Source organism: Campylobacter sp. BCW_6468 (genome assembly GCF_001762865.1).
GTDB lineage: Bacteria > Campylobacterota > Campylobacteria > Campylobacterales > Campylobacteraceae > Campylobacter_D > Campylobacter_D jejuni.
Genome location: NZ_MJXQ01000019.1, coordinates 89973 through 110524, shown reverse-complemented (window position 1 = coordinate 110524; position 20552 = coordinate 89973). Strand labels below are relative to the sequence as shown.

Annotated in this window: 22 protein-coding genes, 5 tRNA genes and 1 pseudogene; 19 read left to right on the top strand and 9 right to left on the bottom strand. The window is 31.7% G+C overall.

What is annotated here, in order from left to right; translation table 11 throughout:
* Positions 1-127 precede the first annotated feature (127 nt).
* The 6 genes from topA to AJ889_RS01625 all read left to right on the top strand — a co-directional run bounded on the left by topA (position 128) and on the right by AJ889_RS01625 (position 7261).
* On the top strand, positions 128-2230 hold the full coding sequence (gene topA / locus AJ889_RS01650) for a type I DNA topoisomerase (RefSeq protein ID WP_002867521.1): 2103 nt from the start codon (positions 128-130) through the stop codon (positions 2228-2230).
* Position 2231: 1 nt separating this feature from the next.
* On the top strand, positions 2232-3068 hold the full coding sequence (locus AJ889_RS01645) for a biotin synthase (RefSeq protein ID WP_002873256.1): 837 nt from the start codon (positions 2232-2234) through the stop codon (positions 3066-3068).
* The gene (locus AJ889_RS01640) at positions 3049-4224 is read left to right on the top strand and encodes a cation:proton antiporter (protein ID WP_002892047.1); all 1176 of its coding nucleotides are present in this window, start codon (positions 3049-3051) and stop codon (positions 4222-4224) included. The genes AJ889_RS01645 and AJ889_RS01640 overlap by 20 nt, the downstream gene beginning before the upstream one ends.
* 114 nt (positions 4225-4338) lie before the next feature.
* The gene (locus AJ889_RS01635; RefSeq protein ID WP_002851494.1) at positions 4339-5607 is read left to right on the top strand and encodes a citrate synthase; all 1269 of its coding nucleotides are present in this window, start codon (positions 4339-4341) and stop codon (positions 5605-5607) included.
* Positions 5608-5686: 79 nt separating this feature from the next.
* Positions 5687-6451 (top strand): 3'(2'),5'-bisphosphate nucleotidase CysQ, encoded by a 765-nt coding sequence (locus AJ889_RS01630; protein ID WP_002851337.1) that lies wholly within the window; start codon positions 5687-5689, stop codon positions 6449-6451.
* A gap of 39 nt (positions 6452-6490) precedes the next feature.
* Positions 6491-7261 carry a hypothetical protein gene (locus tag AJ889_RS01625; RefSeq protein ID WP_074484720.1) on the top strand — a complete coding sequence of 257 codons (771 nt, stop codon included), beginning with the start codon at positions 6491-6493 and terminating at the stop codon, positions 7259-7261.
* A 23-nt stretch (positions 7262-7284) separates the two neighbouring features.
* Here the strand turns inward: AJ889_RS01625 and AJ889_RS01620 are convergent, their stop codons facing one another.
* From AJ889_RS01620 to AJ889_RS01610, 3 genes are read right to left on the bottom strand one after another with little or no spacing between them, the layout of a single operon-like run.
* Positions 7285-8061: a UDP-N-acetylmuramate dehydrogenase gene (locus AJ889_RS01620; RefSeq protein WP_032584519.1), complete on the bottom strand. Its 777-nt coding sequence runs from the start codon at positions 8059-8061 to the stop codon at positions 7285-7287.
* The gene (gene fliQ / locus AJ889_RS01615; protein ID WP_002851290.1) at positions 8058-8327 is read right to left on the bottom strand and encodes a flagellar biosynthesis protein FliQ; all 270 of its coding nucleotides are present in this window, start codon (positions 8325-8327) and stop codon (positions 8058-8060) included. Before fliQ ends, AJ889_RS01620 begins: the two co-directional genes overlap by 4 nt.
* An 11-nt stretch (positions 8328-8338) precedes the next feature.
* Positions 8339-9199 (bottom strand): menaquinone biosynthesis family protein, encoded by an 861-nt coding sequence (locus AJ889_RS01610; RefSeq protein ID WP_032584517.1) that lies wholly within the window; start codon positions 9197-9199, stop codon positions 8339-8341.
* A gap of 106 nt (positions 9200-9305) precedes the next feature.
* On the opposite strand from AJ889_RS01610, the gene recA reads away from it, so the two are divergent.
* From recA to AJ889_RS01545, 13 genes and pseudogenes are all read left to right on the top strand, one after another.
* Entirely contained in the window at positions 9306-10337 is a 1032-nt protein-coding gene (recA, locus tag AJ889_RS01605; RefSeq protein WP_002851424.1) for a recombinase RecA, read from the top strand.
* Positions 10337-11581 carry a phosphopyruvate hydratase gene (gene eno / locus AJ889_RS01600; protein ID WP_032584515.1) on the top strand — a complete coding sequence of 415 codons (1245 nt, stop codon included), beginning with the start codon at positions 10337-10339 and terminating at the stop codon, positions 11579-11581. The genes recA and eno overlap by 1 nt, the downstream gene beginning before the upstream one ends.
* Positions 11582-11646: 65 nt before the next feature.
* Entirely contained in the window at positions 11647-11850 is a 204-nt protein-coding gene (locus AJ889_RS01595) for a hypothetical protein (RefSeq protein ID WP_002839177.1), read from the top strand.
* Positions 11840-12502 (top strand): glycoprotein CgpA, encoded by a 663-nt coding sequence (gene cgpA, locus AJ889_RS01590; RefSeq protein ID WP_002851387.1) that lies wholly within the window; start codon positions 11840-11842, stop codon positions 12500-12502. The genes AJ889_RS01595 and cgpA overlap by 11 nt, the downstream gene beginning before the upstream one ends.
* A complete protein-coding gene (locus tag AJ889_RS01585; RefSeq protein WP_002860115.1) occupies positions 12502-13350 on the top strand; it encodes a DNA ligase in 849 nt (282 codons plus the stop codon). The genes cgpA and AJ889_RS01585 overlap by 1 nt, the downstream gene beginning before the upstream one ends.
* Positions 13351-13392: 42 nt before the next feature.
* A tRNA-Pro gene (locus tag AJ889_RS01580) sits at positions 13393-13470 on the top strand.
* Positions 13471-13494: 24 nt separating this feature from the next.
* Positions 13495-13571, top strand: a tRNA-His gene (locus AJ889_RS01575).
* 3 nt (positions 13572-13574) lie between these two features.
* A tRNA-Arg gene (locus tag AJ889_RS01570) sits at positions 13575-13651 on the top strand.
* Positions 13652-13665: 14 nt separating this feature from the next.
* A tRNA-Arg gene (locus tag AJ889_RS01565) sits at positions 13666-13742 on the top strand.
* A gap of 4 nt (positions 13743-13746) precedes the next feature.
* Positions 13747-13831 (top strand) — tRNA-Leu (locus tag AJ889_RS01560).
* 175 nt (positions 13832-14006) lie between these two features.
* A pseudogene (locus tag AJ889_RS01555) lies at positions 14007-14416 on the top strand (hypothetical protein).
* Between the two features lie 65 nt (positions 14417-14481).
* A complete protein-coding gene (locus AJ889_RS09485; protein WP_009883136.1) occupies positions 14482-14625 on the top strand; it encodes a hypothetical protein in 144 nt (47 codons plus the stop codon).
* Between the two features lie 90 nt (positions 14626-14715).
* Complete coding sequence (locus tag AJ889_RS01545) at positions 14716-15153, top strand: DUF411 domain-containing protein (RefSeq protein ID WP_002867532.1); 438 nt, start codon at positions 14716-14718, stop codon at positions 15151-15153.
* A 9-nt stretch (positions 15154-15162) separates the two neighbouring features.
* On the opposite strand, the gene AJ889_RS01540 is transcribed toward AJ889_RS01545, so the two are convergent.
* Genes AJ889_RS01540 through AJ889_RS01515 form a run of 6 tightly spaced genes read right to left on the bottom strand, consistent with a single transcriptional unit; the run spans position 15163 to position 20552 of the window.
* A complete protein-coding gene (locus tag AJ889_RS01540; protein WP_070293213.1) occupies positions 15163-15666 on the bottom strand; it encodes a conjugal transfer protein TraF in 504 nt (167 codons plus the stop codon).
* On the bottom strand, positions 15627-16115 hold the full coding sequence (locus AJ889_RS01535) for a TlpA disulfide reductase family protein (RefSeq protein WP_002851267.1): 489 nt from the start codon (positions 16113-16115) through the stop codon (positions 15627-15629). Before AJ889_RS01535 ends, AJ889_RS01540 begins: the two co-directional genes overlap by 40 nt.
* On the bottom strand, positions 16112-16765 hold the full coding sequence (locus AJ889_RS01530; protein ID WP_002860103.1) for an ABC transporter ATP-binding protein: 654 nt from the start codon (positions 16763-16765) through the stop codon (positions 16112-16114). The genes AJ889_RS01535 and AJ889_RS01530 overlap by 4 nt, the downstream gene beginning before the upstream one ends.
* Complete coding sequence (locus AJ889_RS01525; RefSeq protein WP_002858987.1) at positions 16762-17880, bottom strand: FtsX-like permease family protein; 1119 nt, start codon at positions 17878-17880, stop codon at positions 16762-16764. Before AJ889_RS01525 ends, AJ889_RS01530 begins: the two co-directional genes overlap by 4 nt.
* Positions 17870-19162, bottom strand: a complete 1293-nt coding sequence (locus AJ889_RS01520; RefSeq protein ID WP_074484721.1) for an ABC transporter permease — start codon at positions 19160-19162, stop codon at positions 17870-17872. The genes AJ889_RS01525 and AJ889_RS01520 overlap by 11 nt, the downstream gene beginning before the upstream one ends.
* A complete protein-coding gene (locus AJ889_RS01515; RefSeq protein WP_002910134.1) occupies positions 19149-20552 on the bottom strand; it encodes a Fe-S-containing protein in 1404 nt (467 codons plus the stop codon). The genes AJ889_RS01520 and AJ889_RS01515 overlap by 14 nt, the downstream gene beginning before the upstream one ends.

Genomic DNA, 20552 nt, shown 5'->3' with positions numbered 1-20552 from the left:
ATATTTTATTTATTTTGTTATGATAGTTTTGTTTTTAAAATATTTTAGCTTGATTAAAATATATTTTATAAGTAGAATTTTAAATATTTTTAGCTAAATTCAGCTTTTTATTTAACAAGGGTGCAAAATGAAGAAAAATTTAATCATAGTAGAATCTCCTGCAAAAGCTAAAACCATAGGAAATTTTTTGGGAAAAGATTATGAAGTTATCGCTTCTAAAGGACATATTAGAGATTTGCCTAAATCAAGCTTTGGGATTAAAATAGAAGATGATGAATTTATCCCTGAGTATAGAATCACAAGTGATCATAGCGCCTTAGTTAAAGAACTTAAAAGCAAAGCCAAAGATGCCAAAGAAGTCTATCTTGCAACGGATGAAGATAGAGAAGGAGAGGCTATAGCCTATCATATTGCAAAAGCTATAGGAAAAGATGAAAACACCTTACCACGCATTGTTTTTCATGAAATCACTAAAAGCGCTATAGAAAATGCTTTAAAAAATCCAAGAAAATTAAACATGCACTCTGTAAATGCTCAGCAAACCAGACGTCTTTTAGATCGCATTGTAGGGTATAAGCTCAGCCCTTTATTAGGACAAAAAATTCAAAGAGGACTTAGTGCTGGGCGTGTTCAAAGTGCGGCTTTAAAGATCATAGTCGATCGTGAAAAAGAAATTCGTGCCTTTGTACCCCTAGAATACTTTAGTATTGATATGATTTTTCAAAAAGATTTAGATGCAGAACTAGTTGAGTTTGATAAAGCCAAGATAGAAAAACTTACCATTACCAACAAAGATCGTGCTAAACTTATACTAGAAGCTTGTAAAAATGAAGTTTATAGTATAAGTGACATTGAAAGCAAAGAAAGAAAAATCGCTCCGCCTCCTCCTTTTATGACTTCAACTTTACAACAAAGTGCCAGCAATCGCCTTGGTTTTAACCCTAAAAAAACCATGATGATAGCTCAAAAGCTCTATGAAGGAGTAAATACCCATGAAGGCGTGATGGGGGTTATTACTTATATGAGAACCGATAGTTTAAATTTAGCCAAAGAAGCAGTAGAAAATGCAAGAAAATTCATACAAGCAAATTTTGGCAAAGACTATCTTCCAAGCAAAGCAAATGTATATACTACAAAGACTAAAGGCGCTCAAGAAGCTCATGAAGCTATACGCCCTACAAATTTAAGTTTTACTCCAGAAATTGCGGCTAAATTTTTAGACAAAGATGAGTTAAAACTTTACACACTTATTTACAATCGCTTTTTAGCCTGTCAGATGAGTCCTGCTATCTCTCAAACTCAAAATGTATTTGTAAAAAATGATAGAGCAGTTTTTAAAATAAGCGGTAGAAAAATCCTTTTTGATGGATATTATAAAGTTTATGGTGATATGGATAAGGATAAAATTTTGCCAAATTTTAAAATAGGCCAAAATTTAAAAGTGCAAAATTTAGAAATGAACTCACATTTTACCGAACCACCTTCAAGGTATTCAGAAGCAGGACTTGTAAAAAAACTTGAAAGTTTAGGCATAGGTCGCCCTTCTACTTATGCACCAACCATTTCTATACTTACAAGCCGTGATTATGTAACAATAGATAAAAAACAACTCATTCCTAGCGATGTTGCTTTTAATGTAACCGAAGTGCTTGAGAAAAATTTTAGCGATATAGTAGATAGTAAATTTACTTCAAACCTTGAAAATACCCTAGATGAAATCGCAGAAGATAAGGCAGATTGGCAAGAAACTTTAAAAGAATTTTACTATCCTTTTATGAGAAAAATCGAAGAAGGAAAAACAAAAATAGCTAGTCAAAAAACTGTCACAAAACTAGGCGAAAGTTGTCCTGATTGTGGCGGAGAGCTTGCTATTAGAAAAGGGCGTTTTGGAGAATTTGTAGCGTGTTTAAATTTCCCAAAATGCAAGTATTCAAGAAATTTAAAAAGTGAAAGCAAAAACGAAAGCGAAAATACAGCCGCAAAAGCTAAAGCTAATGGTACAGGCATTACTTGTCCAAGTTGTCAAAAAGGTGAAATCGTAGAACGCTTTTCAAAACGCGGTAAATTTTATGGTTGTAGTGCTTATCCAAAATGCAATTTTATAAGCAAATACAAACCAAGTGAAGAAAAATGCGAAGAGTGTGGCGAAACTTTAGTGATAAAAGAGCTTAAAAAAGGTACATTCTTAGAATGCTTAAAGTGCAAAATCAAAAAAGAAATGAAGGATTAGAATGCAAATCATGCTTTGTGCTATTTCAAATATAGCGAGTGGAAATTGTTCAGAAGACTGTAAATACTGCACCCAAAGTGCCCATGTAAAAACAGATATTCAAAAATATCGTCGTAAAGAACTTTCACAAATCGTTTTAGAAGCGAAAATGGCAAAGAAAAATGAAGCCTTGGGTTTTTGTTTGGTTACAGCAGGACTTGGGCTTGATGATGAAAAGCTTGAGTATGTTTGTGAGGCTGCTAAGGCTGTGCAAAAAGAAGTGCCTAATTTGCTTTTAATTGCCTGTAATGGTATGGCAAGCGTGGAACAACTCAAAGAACTTAAAAAAGCAGGAATTTTTTCTTATAATCACAATCTTGAAAGTTCTAAGGAATTTTTTCCACAAATTTGCACCACTCATACTTGGGAAAGTAGATTTCAAACCAATTTAAATGCTAAAGAAGCAGGACTTATGCTTTGTTGTGGTGGAATTTATGGTATGGGTGAGAGTGAAGAAGATAGACTAAGTTTTAGAAAATCTTTGCAAGAATTACAGCCTTTTTCAACGCCTATTAATTTTTTTATAGCAAATGAAAATTTAAAACTACAAGTTCCAAGACTTAATGCTGATGAAGCCTTAAAAATTGTTCGTGATACCAAAGAGGCTTTACCGCAAAGCGTGGTAATGGTAGCAGGTGGGCGTGAAGTGGTGTTGCGAGAAAGGCAGTATGAAATTTTTCAAGCAGGTGCTGGGGCTATTGTTATAGGGGATTATTTAACCACTAAAGGTGAAGAACCAAGTCAAGATATAATAAAATTAAAAGAAATGGGATTTACTTTTGCATCAGAGTGTCATTGATCCACAAGGTTTAATTGATCTAAAAATTCTTATTGTTATAGCTTTATGCTTACTTTTTTCTCCGCATATTGCAAAAATTTTACGCTTGCCTCTTTCAGCTACTGAAATTATTTTAGGGGCAATAATAGCATATTTTGGTTTCATAGGAAAAAGTGAAAATTTTGCACTTTTAGCAAATGTAGGTTTTTATTATCTAATGTTTATAGCAGGTATGGAAGTAAATTTAAGAGCCTTTTTTAATATGGATAAAGAAGTCGCCAAAAAAAGTTTTTTTTATATTTTTTTACTTTACGCTTTATCTTCTCTTATAGTATGGATTTTTGGACTTTCTTTAGTATTTGTTATCATTATACCTGTGATGAGTGTAGGGCTTTTATCTTTGCTTTTTAAGGATTTTGGAAAAGAGTGTTATTGGCTAAATATTGCTATGATAGTGGCTACTTTAGCTGAGGTGATTTCTATTGTGCTTTTGACTATAGCGGGAGCTTTTTTGCGCGAAGGAACAGGTATTATTGATGTAGCGCAAAGTATTTTATATCTTAATATCTTTTTGGGACTTTGTTTGCTCGGATTTAAAATGCTTGGTGTGCTTTTTTGGTGGTATCCTCAGCTTAAAGTTGTGCTTATGCCATGGGAGGATAAAAATGAAAAAGATATAAGATTTTGTATGGCCATTTTTATACTGATCATTGTTGCTATGGTTATTACAAAACTTGAAATCGTTCTTGGTTCTTTTATAGCAGGCTCATTTATAGCTACTTTTTTTGATCATAAAAAAGATCTTGAGCATAAGCTTTCTACTTTTGGACATGGGTTTTTGATCCCTATTTTTTTTATCCATATAGGTTCAACCTTTGATCTTAAAATGATTTTAGATTATAAAATCGTTTTACAAGCATTTTTACTTATGTTTGTTATGGTGGGTTTAAGAATTTTATGTGCAAGTGTTTTTTTAAAAAGAATTGGTTTTAAAAATATGATTTTATTTGGTCTTAGTCATTCTATGCCTTTAACCTTGCTTATAGCAACAGCTACTTTGGGTTATTCGGGCAAGGTTATTGATGAGAAGCTTTATTCAGCACTTATTTTAACAGCGTTGTTTGAGGCTATTATTGTTATGAGTATGATCAAATTTCTTTCTAATTCTAAAAAATGAAAGTTACTTTTTTACTCAAAAAAGCAAACAAAATCTTAAAAATTTAATAATAAAAAAACTCATAATCGCCCTTTTTTGTTAGAATTAATAAAAGTAACAATAAAAGGAGCGAAAATGTCAAATTCCGTTACTATAACCGATAATAGAAATGGAAAAAGCTATGAATTTCCTATATATGATGGTACAACTGGGCCAAGCGTTGTAGATATGTCAAGTTTTTATAAACAAACAGGAATGTTTTCTTATGATGAGGGCTTAACTTCTACAGCTACTTGTAAATCAAAAATCACTTATATTGATGGAGAAAACGGAATTTTAATGCACCGTGGCTATCCTATAGAGTGGCTTGCTGAAAACAAACTTTATTTAGATGTGGTTCATCTTTTACTTTATAAAGAATTACCTGATGCTACGCGTCTTGAAGCATTTCGTTATGAAATGAAAAAGCGTTCTTTTATCCATGAAGGTATGCATCGTCTTTTTGATTCTTTCCCTGATAATGCTCATCCTATGGCAGTTTTACAAGGTGCTGTTTCATCGCTTAGTGCTTTTTATCCTGATCATTTAAACATGAATGTAAAAGAAGAATATATGGAAATGGCAGCTAGAATAGTAGCTAAAATCCCTACTATAGTGGCCACTGCTTATAGATATAAACACGGCTTTCCTATGGCTTATCCAAATTTAGATCGTGGTTTTACAGAAAATTTCTTATATATGTTAAGAACCTATCCTTACGATCATGTAGAGCTTAAACCTATAGAAGTAAAAGCACTTGATACAGTTTTTATGCTTCATGCAGATCATGAGCAAAATGCTTCAACTTCAACAGTTCGTGCTGTGGGTTCAACTCACGCTCATCCTTATGCCTGTATAGCAGCAGGTATTGGTGCGCTTTGGGGTCATGCACATGGTGGAGCTAATGAAGGTGTTATTAGAATGCTTGAGCAAATAGGTAGTGTTGATAGGGTAGATGAATTCATCAAAAGAGCTAAGGATAAAAACGATCCTTTCCGCTTGATGGGCTTTGGGCATAGGGTTTATAAAAATTTTGATCCTAGAGCAAAAGTACTTAAAAAACTTCGTGATCAACTTATTGATGAGTTGGGTATTGATACCAATCTTATTAAAGTAGCAACGCGTATAGAAGAGATTGCTTTAAGCGATGATTATTTTGTTCAAAGAGGGTTATATCCGAATGTTGATTTTCATAGTGGACTTATTTTAAAAGCCTTAGGTATTCCAAATGAAATGTTTGCTACTTTATTTGTTATAGGGCGCACCCCAGGATGGATAGCTCAGTGGATAGAACAAAAAGAGCAAGAAAGTCTTAAAATAGTCCGTCCAAGACAACTTTATTTGGGTGAAACTAGTAAAATTTAATTAAAATTTTTGTGGAAATTAAAAATTCCACAAAATCTTCTTGTATAATTTTAAAAAATCTTATAGAAAGTTTATAATCATGCTTAATCTTGATAAATTTTTAGAAATTGCTATAAATGCTAGCAATCAAGCTTCTAAAGCTATTTTAGAAGAGAGAAAAAATTTCAAAACTTGGGAAAAAGAAGATAAAAGCCCGCTTACATCAGCAGATCTTGCTTCTAATAAAATTCTAAATGATATTTTGGGTTCTACGGATATTAAAATTCTATCAGAAGAAAAATTACTCAGCAAAGAAGAGTGTGAAGAATTAAAAACTTTTTGGCTTATCGATCCTCTTGATGGAACAAGTGGTTTTTTAAAAGGCAGTGATGAATTTTGCGTTATGATAAGTTTGGTTCATGACAATCGCCCTGTTTTATCACTCATACAAAATCCATCAAAAGGTGATATATTCTATGCTCATGCAAAAACCAAGGTTTATAAAAACGATAAACCTTTGCAAATTGACCAGCAAGAATACGAGAAAAATAAATATAAAGCCTTATTGAGTGTTAATCATCTTAGCAAAGAAGATGAAGACTTTGCAAAAGAGCATCAATTAGAAGCTATTAATATAGGCTCTGGATTGAAATTTTGTGCTATTTTAGAGGCTAGGGCAGGAGTTTATAAAAGATTTGAAAAGCTTAATATTTGGGATATTGTAGCAGGAGATTTTTTGATTAATCAAAATGGAGGATTTATGGGAGATTTTTCTAAAAAATACATTTTATATAGCCCTTTAAATTATAAATCCAGTCCTTTTATTTGTGTTTCATCTAGGAATTTTTTACAAGATTTTTTATAAAATAAAGAGTATAATTTTATATTTAAATAGTTTATAAGGATGAAGATGAGGTATTGTTTCATTTTGTTTTTAAGTTTAGTTTTAAGTTCTAATCTTTTAGCGAATAATTTTTCTCAGAAAAAAGTTATTAAAATTGAAAAAAGCGCAGATAGTTTTGAAGTAATAGATCTAAATCAAAATGTTGCAAATCCAAATCTAAATCAACAAAAAGCATTGTTTGATAGTTCTACCTTGATTGAAAAAAAATCGCAAATCACCAAAGATAAAGATATTGATTTTGCCATTGTATTAACTTCTAGGAAAAATTTTGGTTATTTTTTAGATGGTTTTAGGGTGAGTGATAAGGAATTTTCTACATTATTTACTAAAAATTTGATTCAAAGTTTAAAGCTTAATTGGGTTAATTCTGCTGCAAATGGTATTTATCAAAGTCCTAAAACTTTGTCATATTTTAGCCCTAAGGATGCAAAACTTATAAATGTAAGTCCTTTTTTAACACAAGAAAAAGATAAGGCTAAAATGTATGCTAAATTTACAGATTATGTTGTGGTGGTAAATTTGCAAGATTTTTATGTAAATATTACAAATTATTTTATCACAACTAGTAAAGAGGGTGTGGCTAATGTTAATTTTAAAATTATTTCTACAAGCAATGGAAAAATTCTTGTAGCAAAAAATGCAGAATTAAATTTGACATTAAAAGATCAAGATGCAAAACAAAATTATCAAGATATTGTAAATCAAATGCCAAAAATGTTAGCTAGTGTTATAGATAATGAAATAAAAAAATTAAAATTAACTATCAATTAATTTAAAGATATATTGAAAAATTTTTAGATAATAATCACTTCATTTTCTAAGTTTATGCCAAATTCTTCAAAGACTTTTTTTCTAGCTAATTCGATAAGAAAAAACGCATCTTCAAAACTTGCATTTTTTTTATTGATTAAAAAATTTGCGTGTTTATCGCTTAACATAGCATCTCCCTTGTTAAATCCTTTAAGTCCTACAGCTTCGATTAAACGTCCTGCAAAGTCGTTTTTTGGATTTTTAAAGATAGAGCCAAAGCTTGCTCCATTAGGTTGGTTGCTTCTTGCATTTTTTAAAGCTTCATCTTTAAGGGTATCAAAGCCAAAATTTAGTTTAAATTCAGCCCAAAAAAAAGGCATATTTAAAGGACAAAAACGATAATCAAAATTTATATTTTCTCTTAGAATTTCGCCTTGAGAAGTAGCAATTTTGATTAAATTTTGACTGATACACTCTCCTTTAAGCCCTGCATTCATTTTCAAAAGACCACCAAGTGTGCCAGGAATTTTGCTTAAATACTCAAAACCCTTAAGATTATTTTCTTTAGCAAAGCGATATATTTTGCTTGATTTTGTTTTGCAGCCTATGCGAAGATGTATAAAATCTTTATTTTGATCTAAAATTTGTATAAAATCAAAACCATCTCCTAAAATTCCTATATTTTTAGGTTTTGGGCTAATTAAAAGGTTATTTGCACCACCTATTAAAAAACCATCAAAATCACAAATTTGATCCAAAACTAAAACTTCAAATTCATTTCCTATACACACAGAAGAGTATTTTTTAAAATCAATGATCATTTGATAAAAGTTGGAATTTGATTTAGTATATTCTCAGTAAAATCAATCATAGTTGTAGTCATCCAAGGCATTAAAAAGATTAAAATAACTACAACCAAGATGATTTTAGGAACAAAAGAAAGTGTCATTTCATTAATCTGTGTAGTTGCTTGAAAAATACTGATCACAAGCCCTGCAATAAGTCCTGCCAAAAGCATAGGCAAGGAAAGTAAAAGTGTGATTTTAAAGGTTTGCACTCCAAGAGCAACTAAGGTACTTTCGTCCATTTTTATCCTTTTTAAGAATTTCTAGCTTCTTCGTATTCGCTAGGGATAAGATAATCATTTACATGTATGATTTTATCATAAAATTTATAATCATATCCTAGTTTAAAAAGCGTATCTACAGCTAAAAGTTGAGTTTGATTCATGCTAATAGAGTTTTTATTGGCATATAAATTAAGATAAGTATCAAGTTTTTCTTCATCAACACGGATAAGTTTTCTTTCCATAAGCATAGGGGCTAAAATTTTACGATTTGCATCGGCAATTTTTACAGCATTGGTTAAATCTCTTTCGATCTTAATCGCGTCGCTTAAAGGTAAAGAACGACGCAAAGCCATTCCACCTAAAGGCAAAGGCAAATTTTCTTTAGCAAATTCAAGCCATATATCCCAAAGTTCTGCTTCCACGTAAAGACTTTGATCAAAATCTAAAATGCTTTCATGGATCAAAACTCCCGCATCTACTTCGCCACTTAAAACCGCATTTTCAATGTCTAAAAAATTCTTATAAATAATTCTTGCTTCAGGATATTTCATGCGAAAAATCAAAGCATTGGTGGTATTTGCTCCACTCAAAGCGACTTTAAAATTTCTTTTTAAATGCGTGTCTTTTTTCTTGATGAGTTTTGGCCCATAACCTTCACCAAAACTCACTGCTGTGCGTAAAAGTGCATACTCAGAAGCGATTAAAGGATAAAGCCCAAAAGAAATAGCCGTAGCATCAAATTCATTTTTCAAGGCAAATTCATTTAAAGTTTGTATATCTAAAGCTGTATTTTCATAAGCAAAATCATTCCCTATCCACCCAAATTTAATTGCCATATACATAAAAATATCATCAGCATCAGGAGAATGTGCAATAGTAATTTTTTTCATCTATACTTCCTTGTAAATCTTTGCTTTAATTCTAGCAAAATAAATCATTATTTAATTTTATTTTGTTAGAATTCTAACTAAAAATTTAGAATTTTTAAGGAAAGTTATGGATGATAATAAAAGAAAATCTCTAGACGCTGCCCTAAAAAGTTTAGATAAAACCTTTGGAAAAGGCACTATTTTAAGACTAGGGGATAAAGAAGTCGAGCAAATCGATAGCATAGGCACAGGTTCAGTTGGGCTTGATCTTGCTTTAGGTATAGGCGGTGTTCCAAAAGGAAGAATTATAGAAATTTATGGACCTGAAAGTTCAGGTAAAACCACTCTAACTTTACATATTATCGCAGAATGCCAAAAAGCAGGTGGAGTTTGTGCTTTTATCGATGCAGAACATGCGCTTGATGTAAAATATGCTAAAAATTTGGGTGTAAATACAGATGATTTGTATGTTTCTCAGCCTGATTTTGGAGAACAAGCCTTAGAAATTGTAGAAACTATAGCAAGAAGTGGCGCAGTAGATCTTATCGTAGTAGATAGCGTTGCAGCACTTACTCCAAAAGCAGAAATTGAAGGCGATATGGGCGATCAACATGTAGGACTTCAAGCAAGACTTATGTCTCAAGCTCTAAGAAAACTTACAGGTATAGTTCATAAAATGAATACCACAGTAATTTTTATCAACCAAATTCGTATGAAAATCGGTGCTATGGGTTATGGCACTCCTGAAACTACAACAGGTGGAAATGCATTAAAATTCTATGCTTCTGTGCGTTTAGATGTTAGAAAAGTAGCAACCTTAAAACAAAACGAAGAACCTATAGGAAACCGCGTTAAAGTAAAAGTAGTTAAAAATAAAGTTGCTCCTCCATTCAGACAAGCTGAATTTGATGTGATGTTTGGAGAGGGTTTAAGCCGTGAAGGTGAATTGATCGATTATGGTGTAAAACTTGATATCGTAGATAAAAGTGGTGCGTGGTTTTCTTATAAAGATAAAAAACTTGGACAAGGTAGAGAAAATTCAAAAGCTTTCTTAAAAGAAAACCCTGAAATTGCAGATGAAATCACAAAAGCAATTCAAAATTCTATGGGAATAGAAGGTATGATCAGCGGTAGCGAAGATGACGAAGGAGAAGAATAATGTTAGTAATTGAAGATGTTAGAGCCTATGAAGTTCTTGATAGTAGAGGAAATCCAACCGTAAAAGCCGAAGTTACGCTAAGCGATGGAAGTGTAGGTGCGGCCATAGTTCCAAGTGGTGCAAGTACAGGTTCAAAAGAAGCCTTAGAATTGCGTGATAATGATGAAAGATTTGGCGGAAAAGGCGTTTTAAAAGCTGTTGCAAATGTCAATGAGACCATTGCAGATGAAATTTTAGGACTAGATGCTTTTAATCAAACTCAACTTGATGATACTTTGCGTGAGCTTGATGGAACAAATAATTACTCAAATTTAGGTGCAAATGCGACTTTAGGCGTATCTATGGCAACAGCTCGTGCGGCTGCAGCTGCTTTGGGAATGCCTTTATATCGCTACTTAGGTGGTGCAAATGCGAGCATTTTACCCGTGCCAATGTGTAATATCATAAATGGCGGTGCTCATGCAAACAACAATGTAGATTTTCAAGAATTTATGATCATGCCTTTTGGTTTTACTAGCTTTAAAGAAGCTTTGCGTTCAGTTTGTGAAATTTATGCGATATTAAAAAAAGAACTCGCAAATTCTGAACATTCTACGGCTTTAGGTGATGAAGGCGGTTTTGCTCCAAATTTAGCTAACAACACAGAACCTATCGATCTTTTAATGACTTGTATCAAAAAAGCAGGTTATGAAAATCGTGTAAAAATCGCTCTTGATGTGGCAAGTACAGAATTTTTCAAAGATGGCAAATATCACATGGAAGGCAAGGCTTTTTCAAGCGAGGATTTGATCGAACGCTATGTAGAACTTTGTGCAAAATATCCAATTTGCAGTATCGAAGATGGCTTAGCTGAAAATGACTTTGAAGGTTGGATTAAGCTTACTGAAAAATTGGGCAATAAAATTCAGCTTGTAGGCGATGATTTGTTTGTAACTAATGAAGATATTTTAAGAGAAGGCATCATCAAAAAAATGGCAAATGCTGTGCTTATTAAACCAAATCAAATCGGAACTATTACCCAAACTATGAGAACTGTGCGTTTAGCGCAAAGAAATAACTATAAATGTGTGATGAGTCATAGAAGCGGCGAAAGTGAAGATGCTTTTATAGCGGATTTTGCTGTGGCTTTAAATACAGGACAAATCAAAACAGGAGCCCTAGCAAGAGGTGAAAGAACCGCAAAATACAATCGCTTGCTTGAAATTGAACTTGAAAGCGATGAATACTTAGGAGAAAAGCTCTGAGCGATTTACTTAAAGAATACGACGAAAGCACAAGAAAAAAAAGTTTTTATACCCATGTTATAAAAATGATTTTTTGGGCTTTTCTTGTTGTAATTGGAGCGATTTATTTTGGCAATATGTTTTTTGGGCAGTATTCTTTAGATACTTTATTAAGCTTAGAAAATACCAAAGAAGAGCTTAATAAAAAGATTATTTTGCTCAAAGAACAAAATGCTAAAGCACAAAAAGATTATTTTGAATTAAAAGGATTATACCCAAATGAAAACTAGAATTTTGGCAATATTTTTTATTTTTACCTCTCTTTTATATGCTGATGAAAATCCTTTTAAGACAGATCAAAATATAACCTTGGTTGCTCCACCTGAATTTCAAAAAGAGGAAGTTAAATTTAATTCTAGTGCAAGAATTTTAAAAAGCATCACTTTTAATTATATCAATTTAGACGGAAGTGAAGATAAGATCGATTTAGATGTCAATAAAAGTATTGATTGGCACGATACTTATACTATATCAAGATTTAAAAGTCCTGATCCTTCAAAAGTACTCGATGTTTCAGTTACTATACCTGAAAAAAATAGCTCCAAACAAGAATCAAACTCAACAGCCAATGTTGAAATACCTTTACAGGTTGCAAAGATTTATGATTTTATTTCTTATGCGGTTTATAAAAATAAAATAAAACTTAACACTAGTGATGAAATGATTACAGATTTTTCAGTAGGAAATCCAAGTAAAATCGTTATAGATTTTAGATCTAAAATGATTAGCCCTACAAAAAACATACGCCTTAGCAATTCTATTTTTAAACGCATAGACTTTGGATCTCATAAAGGATATTATCGACTTGTAATATATCTTGATGGAACTTATAATTATAATATTCAAAAAGATGCAACTGGATATATGATTAATCTGCTTTGATGAGGTTTGTTTTTTTAATATGTTGTGCTTGTTTAGTTTTTGCTAATGAAATTTTACTTCTTAGCAAATTCGATAAGCAAGATTTTAACTCTAAAGATTTTAATGCTTATTTGATGAGCGAAAAACTTGATGGAGTGCGTGGAATTTGGGATGGGAAATATCTAAAAACTCGCCAAAATTACAAAATAAAAACTCCTGACTTTTTTACAAAAAATTTCCCTCCTTTTGCTATTGATGGTGAGCTTTGGATAGCAAGAAATAAATTTGATGAAATTTCAGCTTTAATTCGTAGTGGCGATAGTAATTTGACCTTATGGAAGGAAGTAACTTATAATATTTTTGATGTGCCAAATGCTTGCGAAGAATTTCAAATTTCTACTTGTACTCTTAAAAATCGTTTGGCTGTTTTAGAAGAGTATTTGCAAAAATATCCTAGTGCCTATATAAAAATTATTCCTCAAATTCCAGTTGAAAATCAAAATAATTTAAATCAATTTTACGAAAGCATTATAAAAAATCAAGGTGAAGGTATTGTCATACGCAAAAATTTAAGTCCTTATGAAAAAGGCAGAAGTAAAAATGCTATGAAATTAAAACCCTATGATGATGCAGAGTGTGAGTTAGTAGGATTTCGCAAGGGCAAGGGTAAATTTGAAAATCAAGTAGGTGCCTTACTTTGTAAAATGCCTAATGGACAAATCATTAAAATAGGCAGTGGTTTAAAAGATGAAGATAGAAAAAATCCTCCAAAAATTGGTAGTATTGTGACTTATAAATTTAATGGATTGACCAAAAATTCCTTACCTCGCTTTCCAGTTTTTTTAAGACTAAGAGATGAAAATCCTTGACTTTAAAATTATTTTGTGATAAAATATTTCCTTTTATTTATTCGGGGTGTAGCGCAGTCTGGTTAGCGCACTTGGTTTGGGACCAAGGGGCCGAAGGTTCGAATCCTTTCACCCCGACCATTTTTTATAAATTTATACAAAATGGTGAGTGTAGCTCAGTCGGTTAGAGCATCAGATTGTGGTCCTGAGGGTCGTGGGTTCAATTCCCATCACTCACCCCACTAGCGCTCGTAGCTCAACTGGATAGAGCGACAGACTTCGGATCTGTAGGTTATGGGTTCGATTCCTATCGGGCGCACCACCAAGATTTTATATGCGTTCATAGCTCAGCTGGATAGAGCAACGGCCTTCTAAGCCGTAGGTCAGAGGTTCGAATCCTCTTGGGCGTACCACTTTGCGGATGTGGTGAAATTGGCAGACACGCCAGACTTAGGATCTGGTGCAGCAATGCGTGAAGGTTCAAGTCCTTTCATCCGCACCACTTACTTTTATCATTTTCAAACAAGAGTTGATTTCTCATAAATTTTTATTTCATTTTAAAATTTCTTATGATTGTTAGATAAAATGCAAATTTAATTTAGATAAATTTAAAAATTATCTTGCAAAAGATTTGAAAAATAATTAAAATATACAAAATTCAATTCAAGGAGATTAAAATGAAAAAATTAGCTTTAGCAGCTTTAGTTGCTTTAAATGTGTCAGCATTTGCAGATTTGATAGTTATTAATAAAAAAATTTAGTTCCAGTTTCAGCAAGCGAAATGCAAAACAAATATTTCCAAGAGAGTATCAAACCAATTATAGATCAGCCACTTTTTAAAAAGGCAACTTTTTATGAAGCAGATATTGTTGCAAAAGTTGATCCAAAAGAATATAATTCAACTCAAGCTATAATACAAAAAGAATATTTAGATAAAAGCAAATATGTTTATTATAAGACAGTTCTTATATTAACTAGTGATGGTAAAAGAGCTAAGCTCTCTACTCTTTCTTGCGAAATTGCAAGTTTTGATAAGAAGGGGTATTTATGTGGAGGAACAGCTGATCATAATTATTCTATTAAGTAAATATTGCAAATAAAAATCCGCCTTGAGTTTTCACTCTTAGTGGAAATCCACTATTAGAACATACTATGAAAAAACATAGTAAGTATAAAGTATATCTAAATTTTAAGCTTTTTAAGTTAAAAATTTCTAGTTTTTTAAATCGTTTTATCTTTTATATCTTTACCGTAAAGACAAAATCAGCACTCATTAAAAATCTTTTTCTTGATTAAATTTTTGTAAATTCATTTTTAGTGTTAAAAATGTGATGGTATTAACTTTATAAAAGTATTATTATATATTTTTTACTTAGGATAGCAATTATGAAAAAAATAATTTTAACCATTCTTTTTTTACTCACTCTTACGCAAGCTAAGGAAATACAAGTTTATGAAAGTCCTACTTGTGGCTGTTGTGATCTTTGGGCTGATTATATGAAAGCTAAGGGTTATGAGGTTAGTGTTCACAAAACCAATGATTTTCTTAAAATCAAAGAAAAAATGGGTATAAAAGATGAGTATCAAGGTTGCCATACGGGTGTGATCGAAGGCTATGCTATTGAAGGGCATGTTCCTGAAAGTGCTATAGCATGGTTGCTTGAAAACAAACCTAAAGATGTTATAGGAATTTCAGCTCCTGGCATGCCGCAAGGAAGCCCAGGAATGGAACAAGGTTATAGTGAAAAATATCCTGTAATTTTGATGAAAAAAGATGGAAGCTATGAGCTTTATGGATATTTTATAGGAGATAAAAAGCTTTAAAGTAAATTCTTAGCTTTTTACTTTTTTGATTTCTTTTTCAAGTATGCTATAAGGAGTTAAGCCTATGAATTTTTCATCCATTTTTCCTTCTTTGAAAAAACTAAGCACAGGCACTCCATATATTTCCCCAATGGCACTTGAAAGGTATTTAGCTACTCTTTTTTCATAAAACATTGCTAAATTAGATAAACCTTTTTCATCAGCCCAAGCTTTTGCATCATTTGCATCATTTGCATCACCTAAAACCACAAAGATATTAAAATCATAATTTTTAGCCAAATTCTGTAAAATAGGAATTTGTTCTTTACAAACTCCACAATCTTTTGTGAAAAATATTAAGGCAAAATTTTGTGCTTTATCATTTAGTTTTAGGCTTTTTTCAAAACCATTGTAGGCAAAATTATAGGTTTTATCACTATTTAAAGCTTTAAAATTTTCTCCACTATCACAAGCTACAAAAAATAAAGCTATGATTAAAGCAAAGAAATAAGCTTGGATTCGAAAAATTCCCATGGTTTTTCTCCTAAAATTCTATCTTTTATCATCCCATCTTTAATGATGATGGTAGTAGGGGTTGCAAACACAGCGTAACGATCATTGGTAATTTTAAGATCGTCTTTTAAAACTTTTACATTTTTAAAGTCAAATTGTTCGGCTAAAACCTTAACCACATTGGCATTATCGATGGAATTTATAGCATAAACACTGATTTTATTGGGGTGATTTTGTATGAATTCATCTAAAGAAGGGAGTTCTTTTAAGCAAGAAGGGCAACCATTTTGAAAAAAGACTAAGACTTTTAAACTTGTATTATCATCAGCAAGTTTTACAGCTTTTCCTAAGGTATCTTTAGCTGAAATTTCAGCGCTTTTTTCTCCAACTTTTCCAGTATCTTTTGAATTTTCAAAAGAACAAGCATTGAGCAAGAACAAAATGCTTAAGATTAAAAGGCTTTTTTTCATTTTAACACCCCATGTTGTAAGATAAGGGTTCGATCTGCGAATTTGGCTAAATCAGGATTGTGTGTGATTAAAACTATGGTTTTGCCTTCATTTTTTAATTTTTGCAAGGTTTGAAGAACGATTTGTTCATTGGCTTCATCTAAATTTCCTGTGGGTTCATCTGCGAGTAAAAGCTCTGGGTTGTTGATCAAAGCTCTTGCTATACAAACTCTTTGTTGTTCCCCGCCACTTAATTGGCTAGGTAAATGAGTGAGTCTATGTGAAAGTCCTACTTTTTCAAGAACCATTTTGGCATCTTCTTCATCTACGCTTGAGTGATAATACTGAGAAAGCATAACATTTTCTAAAGCGTTAAGATAGGGGATAAGATGAAATTGTTGAAAGACAAGTCCTATTTTTTCACGACGCAAGGTGATTTTTTGCTCCTCATCCATTTGCTCTAGGTTTTCATTGTCTAAGATATACTCTCCAGAGCTTGGAGTATCCATGAGTGATAGTATGTTTAAAAGCGTTGATTTTCCACTTCCTGATGGACCCATGATGGCAAGCCATTCTCCTTCATAGACGCTTAAGTTGATATTGTTTAAGGCTTTAACTTTGCCAAATTCTTTATTTAAGTTGTTTATTTTAATAAGTTCTTTTTTCATCATTCACCTTTCAAATTTTCACACACATTGATTTTTAATGCTCTTTTTATAGGAAAAAATGCAGCCAAAAAGGCAAAAATCAAAGAAATGATTAAGGCTATAAAAACAGCTATAAATCTAAAATCAATACCAGAATTAAAAATCAAATAACCAAAGACATTGGCTAAAAATATCCCACAAAAAGCTCCGATTAAACTAGCAAAAAAACTTACTATAAAGCATTCACTAGCAAAAAGTTTAAAAATTTCACTTTTTTTCGCACCCAAGGCTAAACGCAGTGCGATTTCTTTTTTGCGAGAAAATACAATAGAACTTAAAGTTGTATTAACGCTAGTAGTAACTATGATCAATACTACAAGTATGATTAAAAACATTAAAGCTTTGATTTTTCCAAGCACTAAACCTTCACTTAAGGATACTGAAGATATAGGTTTTGCATCGATGAATTCATTGCTGATTGCTTGTGTTTTGGCTTTAACTTCATCAAAATTTCCATAAACTACAGCATTAGCATAGTTAATACCGGCTCTATCGCTTAAATTTTGCACCACGCTTAAAGGGGCTAAAACAATGCTATCAAATTCATCATTGCTTGAAAGTATGCCTTTTATGGTAAGTTTTATGCTTTTTCCATTGTTTGGATTGTAAATTTGAAGTTCATTACCTGTTTTTAGGCCTAGTTGCTTGGCTAAATTAACCCCTAAAAAGGCTGAATTTTCATCAAAATCATTTAGAGAAAAGCTTCCTTCTTTAACTTCTAAAAAAGGTTTAGTGATTTTTAAAGCCTTAAAATCAGTGCCTAAAACCACTCCGCTTGTACTGCCTAAATTTAAAAAATCATACAAAAAAGGAGTTAAAGCCCTAGCCTTTAAATTTTCTTTTATTTTTTCATACTCAGCATTGGAGATAAAATTTTCATCCTGTTTAGGGCTTATCATTACATTTGCTCCATAAGCTTTTAATTCTTTAGAAAGTTTGGTGTCAATATCAAAATAAATATTTAAAAAAGCTGAGCAAGTAAGTGCTCCTATAAAAACACTTAAAACTATTATAAAAAGTCTTTGATAAGAAAAGCTAATGCTTTTAAAAAGCTCATTAAGGAAAAACTTATCTACCATAAAGCACTCCTGCAGCTGAAAGTTGTGTGATATTTTTGATAGGAAGCAAGCAACCTAGTAAGGCAATAAGTCCTGCAAAAATAAAGCTTAAAGGTAAAGCTATAAAGGCTATATCAATAAAATATCCAAAAATACTAAGGCTGATGATTTGAGAAAGTGCTGTGCCAAAAATAAATCCAAATAAAGCAGCAAATAAAGCTACGATTAAATTTTCACCAGCAAAGATGAGATAAATTTGAAAAGTATTAGCACCAAGTACTTTTAAAAGTCCTATTTCTTTTTTTCTACGATGAATTTCAGAACTCATTAGACTTGAAATCGCAATACTTGCAACAATAAGACAAATAATGCAAGTAATGCCCATTAAGGATTGGATCTTTTTAACCACCAAGCTTTGAGCATCGCTTATAGCATTTAGAGCTTTTGCATCAGCACCTGGTAAGCCATCGCTAATTTGACTAGCGATTGAGCCTACATAGGCTGAGCAATACCATTTGTCATATTCTAACTGATCTAATTTTTCTTCGCCCATGCGACGCACTTTTTCAGAAAGGGCTGATTCAGGTATGGTAAAAGCTCTTACTTCTGCACTTGAGTAAAATCCTTGTTTGTTGAGTAAATCTTGAGCTAAATTTAAAGGAGCGATGATTTTATTTGACATTTTAGGATTGGCATGAAGCAAAATACCTACGATTTTTGCTTCTTTGCTTTGATTGTTTTCTCCTATGAGTTTGATAGTATCTCCTAATTTTAATTTATTGTTTTTAGCAAAGTCTTCGCCTAGCATGATTTCATTGCTATCATCTTTTGCCCATTCTCCTTGCACTGCTAAATAAGGATAAAGACTTTTTATACCTGTGATAAAATCATCATCATCTTTAATTTTTATGGCTTTTTGAAAATAAGTACCATAAATAAGTGCTTTTTGTTGGGAGTTTTCAATTGTGATTTTACCTTCCAAAAAAGGAGCAAGTGCGGTGATGTTGTTACGCCAATAAATGTCTTTAATCATATATAAATTTTTTTCTTCTAGGTAGTTTTTGTTTTTTAAGGGTTCATAAAGTTCATTACCTATTTCTATACTAAGGCTTGAGCCTTTGGGTAAAACAAGGATATTAGAGCCATAGCTTTTGAGTTGTTTAGTTACTTCATCACCTATACTTAGGGTAATATTTAGCATAGTAGAGAGCAAAAGCGTGGCTAAAAAACAAGTAAGAAAGGCTAAAAATTTTTGAATTTTGTTTTTAAATATAGAGTTAAAAATCATTTTAGCCAACATCATTTCTCCTTTGGATTAAAAATTGGGCTTCGTTTTCTTCTACATATTTTGTAGGATCTTTTTTAAATTCTTCATAGTTGTTTTGATTTGAAAAATAATAAGTAATCCCTTTATAGCTATAAGAAAAAGGAGCTTGGGTGTTTATAACCTTTGTTTTTGATACAGGATCTTGCACTTCAATTTCTTTGATTTGACTAAAATAATTAGATCCTGCTATTACATCTTTAACATCTATGGTGATTTTTTTACCATCGTATTCGTATTTGAGTGGGATAGGATTACAACCCCCGCTTTTACCTACACTAGGTAAGAAAATACGCACATTGCAAGAAATGCAAATGAGTTGTCCATCTTTTTTGATATAGCCCATATCTCCACAAATCATACAAGCATCAAAAACAGCTACAGGAGAATCCCTATCTTCTCTTTTGTTGATAAGAAAAAACCTTATCACTTTGCCTTCAGCACTGATATAAGCAAAGCGGTGGAGTTTGTTGTCCCTTAAAAGAGCTATATCAAAGATAAATTTGCCATTCTTATCGGGTAAAATTTCTTTAGGCTCATCTATGGTTAAAGGCTTAGAGCTTACCATAAAAAAGTATAAAACAATGCAAAAACTTATAACACAAGAGATGAAAACACTGGAAAAATAGCGATTAATAAGACTTGTTTTAGCTTCGTTTTTGCGATAATTTATATCTAAAATTTGTTTTTTGCTTATATTTTTTTTGCGAATTTTTAAGCTTAAGAATGCCAAAAAAGTGATGAAAATTAAATAAACATAAATTCCAAAAACACCAAAATAATTACTTTTTCCTACAAAACTCACCAAAAAAGCATGAGTTTCTATGATGGAATTTCGCATTAAAGTAAGCAAGATATTGGCTAGAGCTTTATCGCTTTCTATAAGGATAAGCAGTAAAAACAGCATAAAGCTTGTTTTTTGATTAAAATTTTTTTGCCATTTTAAAAAGAAGAAAATCAAAATACAAACAAGCAAGGCTAAAGCAATAAAACCTAAAGAACTTATACCTTCGCTATCGATTAAAGAGCTAGTAAAAATAGGGAAATCTTGACTTAAAAAATAATAATGCAAAGCGGTGCAAAAACTTAAAATTCCCAATAAAATAAAATTTAAAATTTCAATTTTTTTCCAAAAATAAAATATAAAGCTTACTAGCAATAAACCTATAAAAACAAAATCAAAATTAAAGATTAAATTTTCGGTTTTTAAAAATTGTGCTGCGATAAAAAAAGCAAAATATCCAAATAAAAAGCCCAAAAAAACTACTAAAAAACTTTTAAAAATATATTTTTTATTAGGAGTGATAAAGGCCATTAAAATACTTAGCGGTAAAACACTGATAAGAAAATGCACAAAATATATACTCAT

What these genes read in the sequence shown, in the direction of transcription:
- topA (WP_002867521.1), top strand. Translation starts at nt 128, where the DNA reads ATGAAGAAAAATTTAATCATAGTAGAATCTCCTGCAAAAGCTAAAACC.
- AJ889_RS01585 (WP_002860115.1), top strand. Translation starts at nt 12,502, where the DNA reads ATGAGGTTTGTTTTTTTAATATGTTGTGCTTGTTTAGTTTTTGCTAAT.
- AJ889_RS01630 (WP_002851337.1), top strand. Translation starts at nt 5,687, where the DNA reads ATGCTTAATCTTGATAAATTTTTAGAAATTGCTATAAATGCTAGCAAT.
- AJ889_RS01595 (WP_002839177.1), top strand. Translation starts at nt 11,647, where the DNA reads ATGATTTTTTGGGCTTTTCTTGTTGTAATTGGAGCGATTTATTTTGGC.
- AJ889_RS01645 (WP_002873256.1), top strand. Translation starts at nt 2,232, where the DNA reads ATGCAAATCATGCTTTGTGCTATTTCAAATATAGCGAGTGGAAATTGT.
- AJ889_RS09485 (WP_009883136.1), top strand. Translation starts at nt 14,482, where the DNA reads ATGAAAAAACATAGTAAGTATAAAGTATATCTAAATTTTAAGCTTTTT.
- recA (WP_002851424.1), top strand. Translation starts at nt 9,306, where the DNA reads ATGGATGATAATAAAAGAAAATCTCTAGACGCTGCCCTAAAAAGTTTA.
- AJ889_RS01515 (WP_002910134.1), bottom strand. Translation starts at nt 20,552, where the DNA reads ATGAGTATATATTTTGTGCATTTTCTTATCAGTGTTTTACCGCTAAGT.
- eno (WP_032584515.1), top strand. Translation starts at nt 10,337, where the DNA reads ATGTTAGTAATTGAAGATGTTAGAGCCTATGAAGTTCTTGATAGTAGA.
- AJ889_RS01635 (WP_002851494.1), top strand. Translation starts at nt 4,339, where the DNA reads ATGTCAAATTCCGTTACTATAACCGATAATAGAAATGGAAAAAGCTAT.
- AJ889_RS01540 (WP_070293213.1), bottom strand. Translation starts at nt 15,666, where the DNA reads ATGGGAATTTTTCGAATCCAAGCTTATTTCTTTGCTTTAATCATAGCT.
- cgpA (WP_002851387.1), top strand. Translation starts at nt 11,840, where the DNA reads ATGAAAACTAGAATTTTGGCAATATTTTTTATTTTTACCTCTCTTTTA.
- AJ889_RS01525 (WP_002858987.1), bottom strand. Translation starts at nt 17,880, where the DNA reads ATGGTAGATAAGTTTTTCCTTAATGAGCTTTTTAAAAGCATTAGCTTT.
- AJ889_RS01610 (WP_032584517.1), bottom strand. Translation starts at nt 9,199, where the DNA reads ATGAAAAAAATTACTATTGCACATTCTCCTGATGCTGATGATATTTTT.
- AJ889_RS01530 (WP_002860103.1), bottom strand. Translation starts at nt 16,765, where the DNA reads ATGATGAAAAAAGAACTTATTAAAATAAACAACTTAAATAAAGAATTT.
- AJ889_RS01535 (WP_002851267.1), bottom strand. Translation starts at nt 16,115, where the DNA reads ATGAAAAAAAGCCTTTTAATCTTAAGCATTTTGTTCTTGCTCAATGCT.
- fliQ (WP_002851290.1), bottom strand. Translation starts at nt 8,327, where the DNA reads ATGGACGAAAGTACCTTAGTTGCTCTTGGAGTGCAAACCTTTAAAATC.
- AJ889_RS01620 (WP_032584519.1), bottom strand. Translation starts at nt 8,061, where the DNA reads ATGATCATTGATTTTAAAAAATACTCTTCTGTGTGTATAGGAAATGAA.
- AJ889_RS01520 (WP_074484721.1), bottom strand. Translation starts at nt 19,162, where the DNA reads ATGATGTTGGCTAAAATGATTTTTAACTCTATATTTAAAAACAAAATT.
- AJ889_RS01625 (WP_074484720.1), top strand. Translation starts at nt 6,491, where the DNA reads ATGAAGATGAGGTATTGTTTCATTTTGTTTTTAAGTTTAGTTTTAAGT.
- AJ889_RS01545 (WP_002867532.1), top strand. Translation starts at nt 14,716, where the DNA reads ATGAAAAAAATAATTTTAACCATTCTTTTTTTACTCACTCTTACGCAA.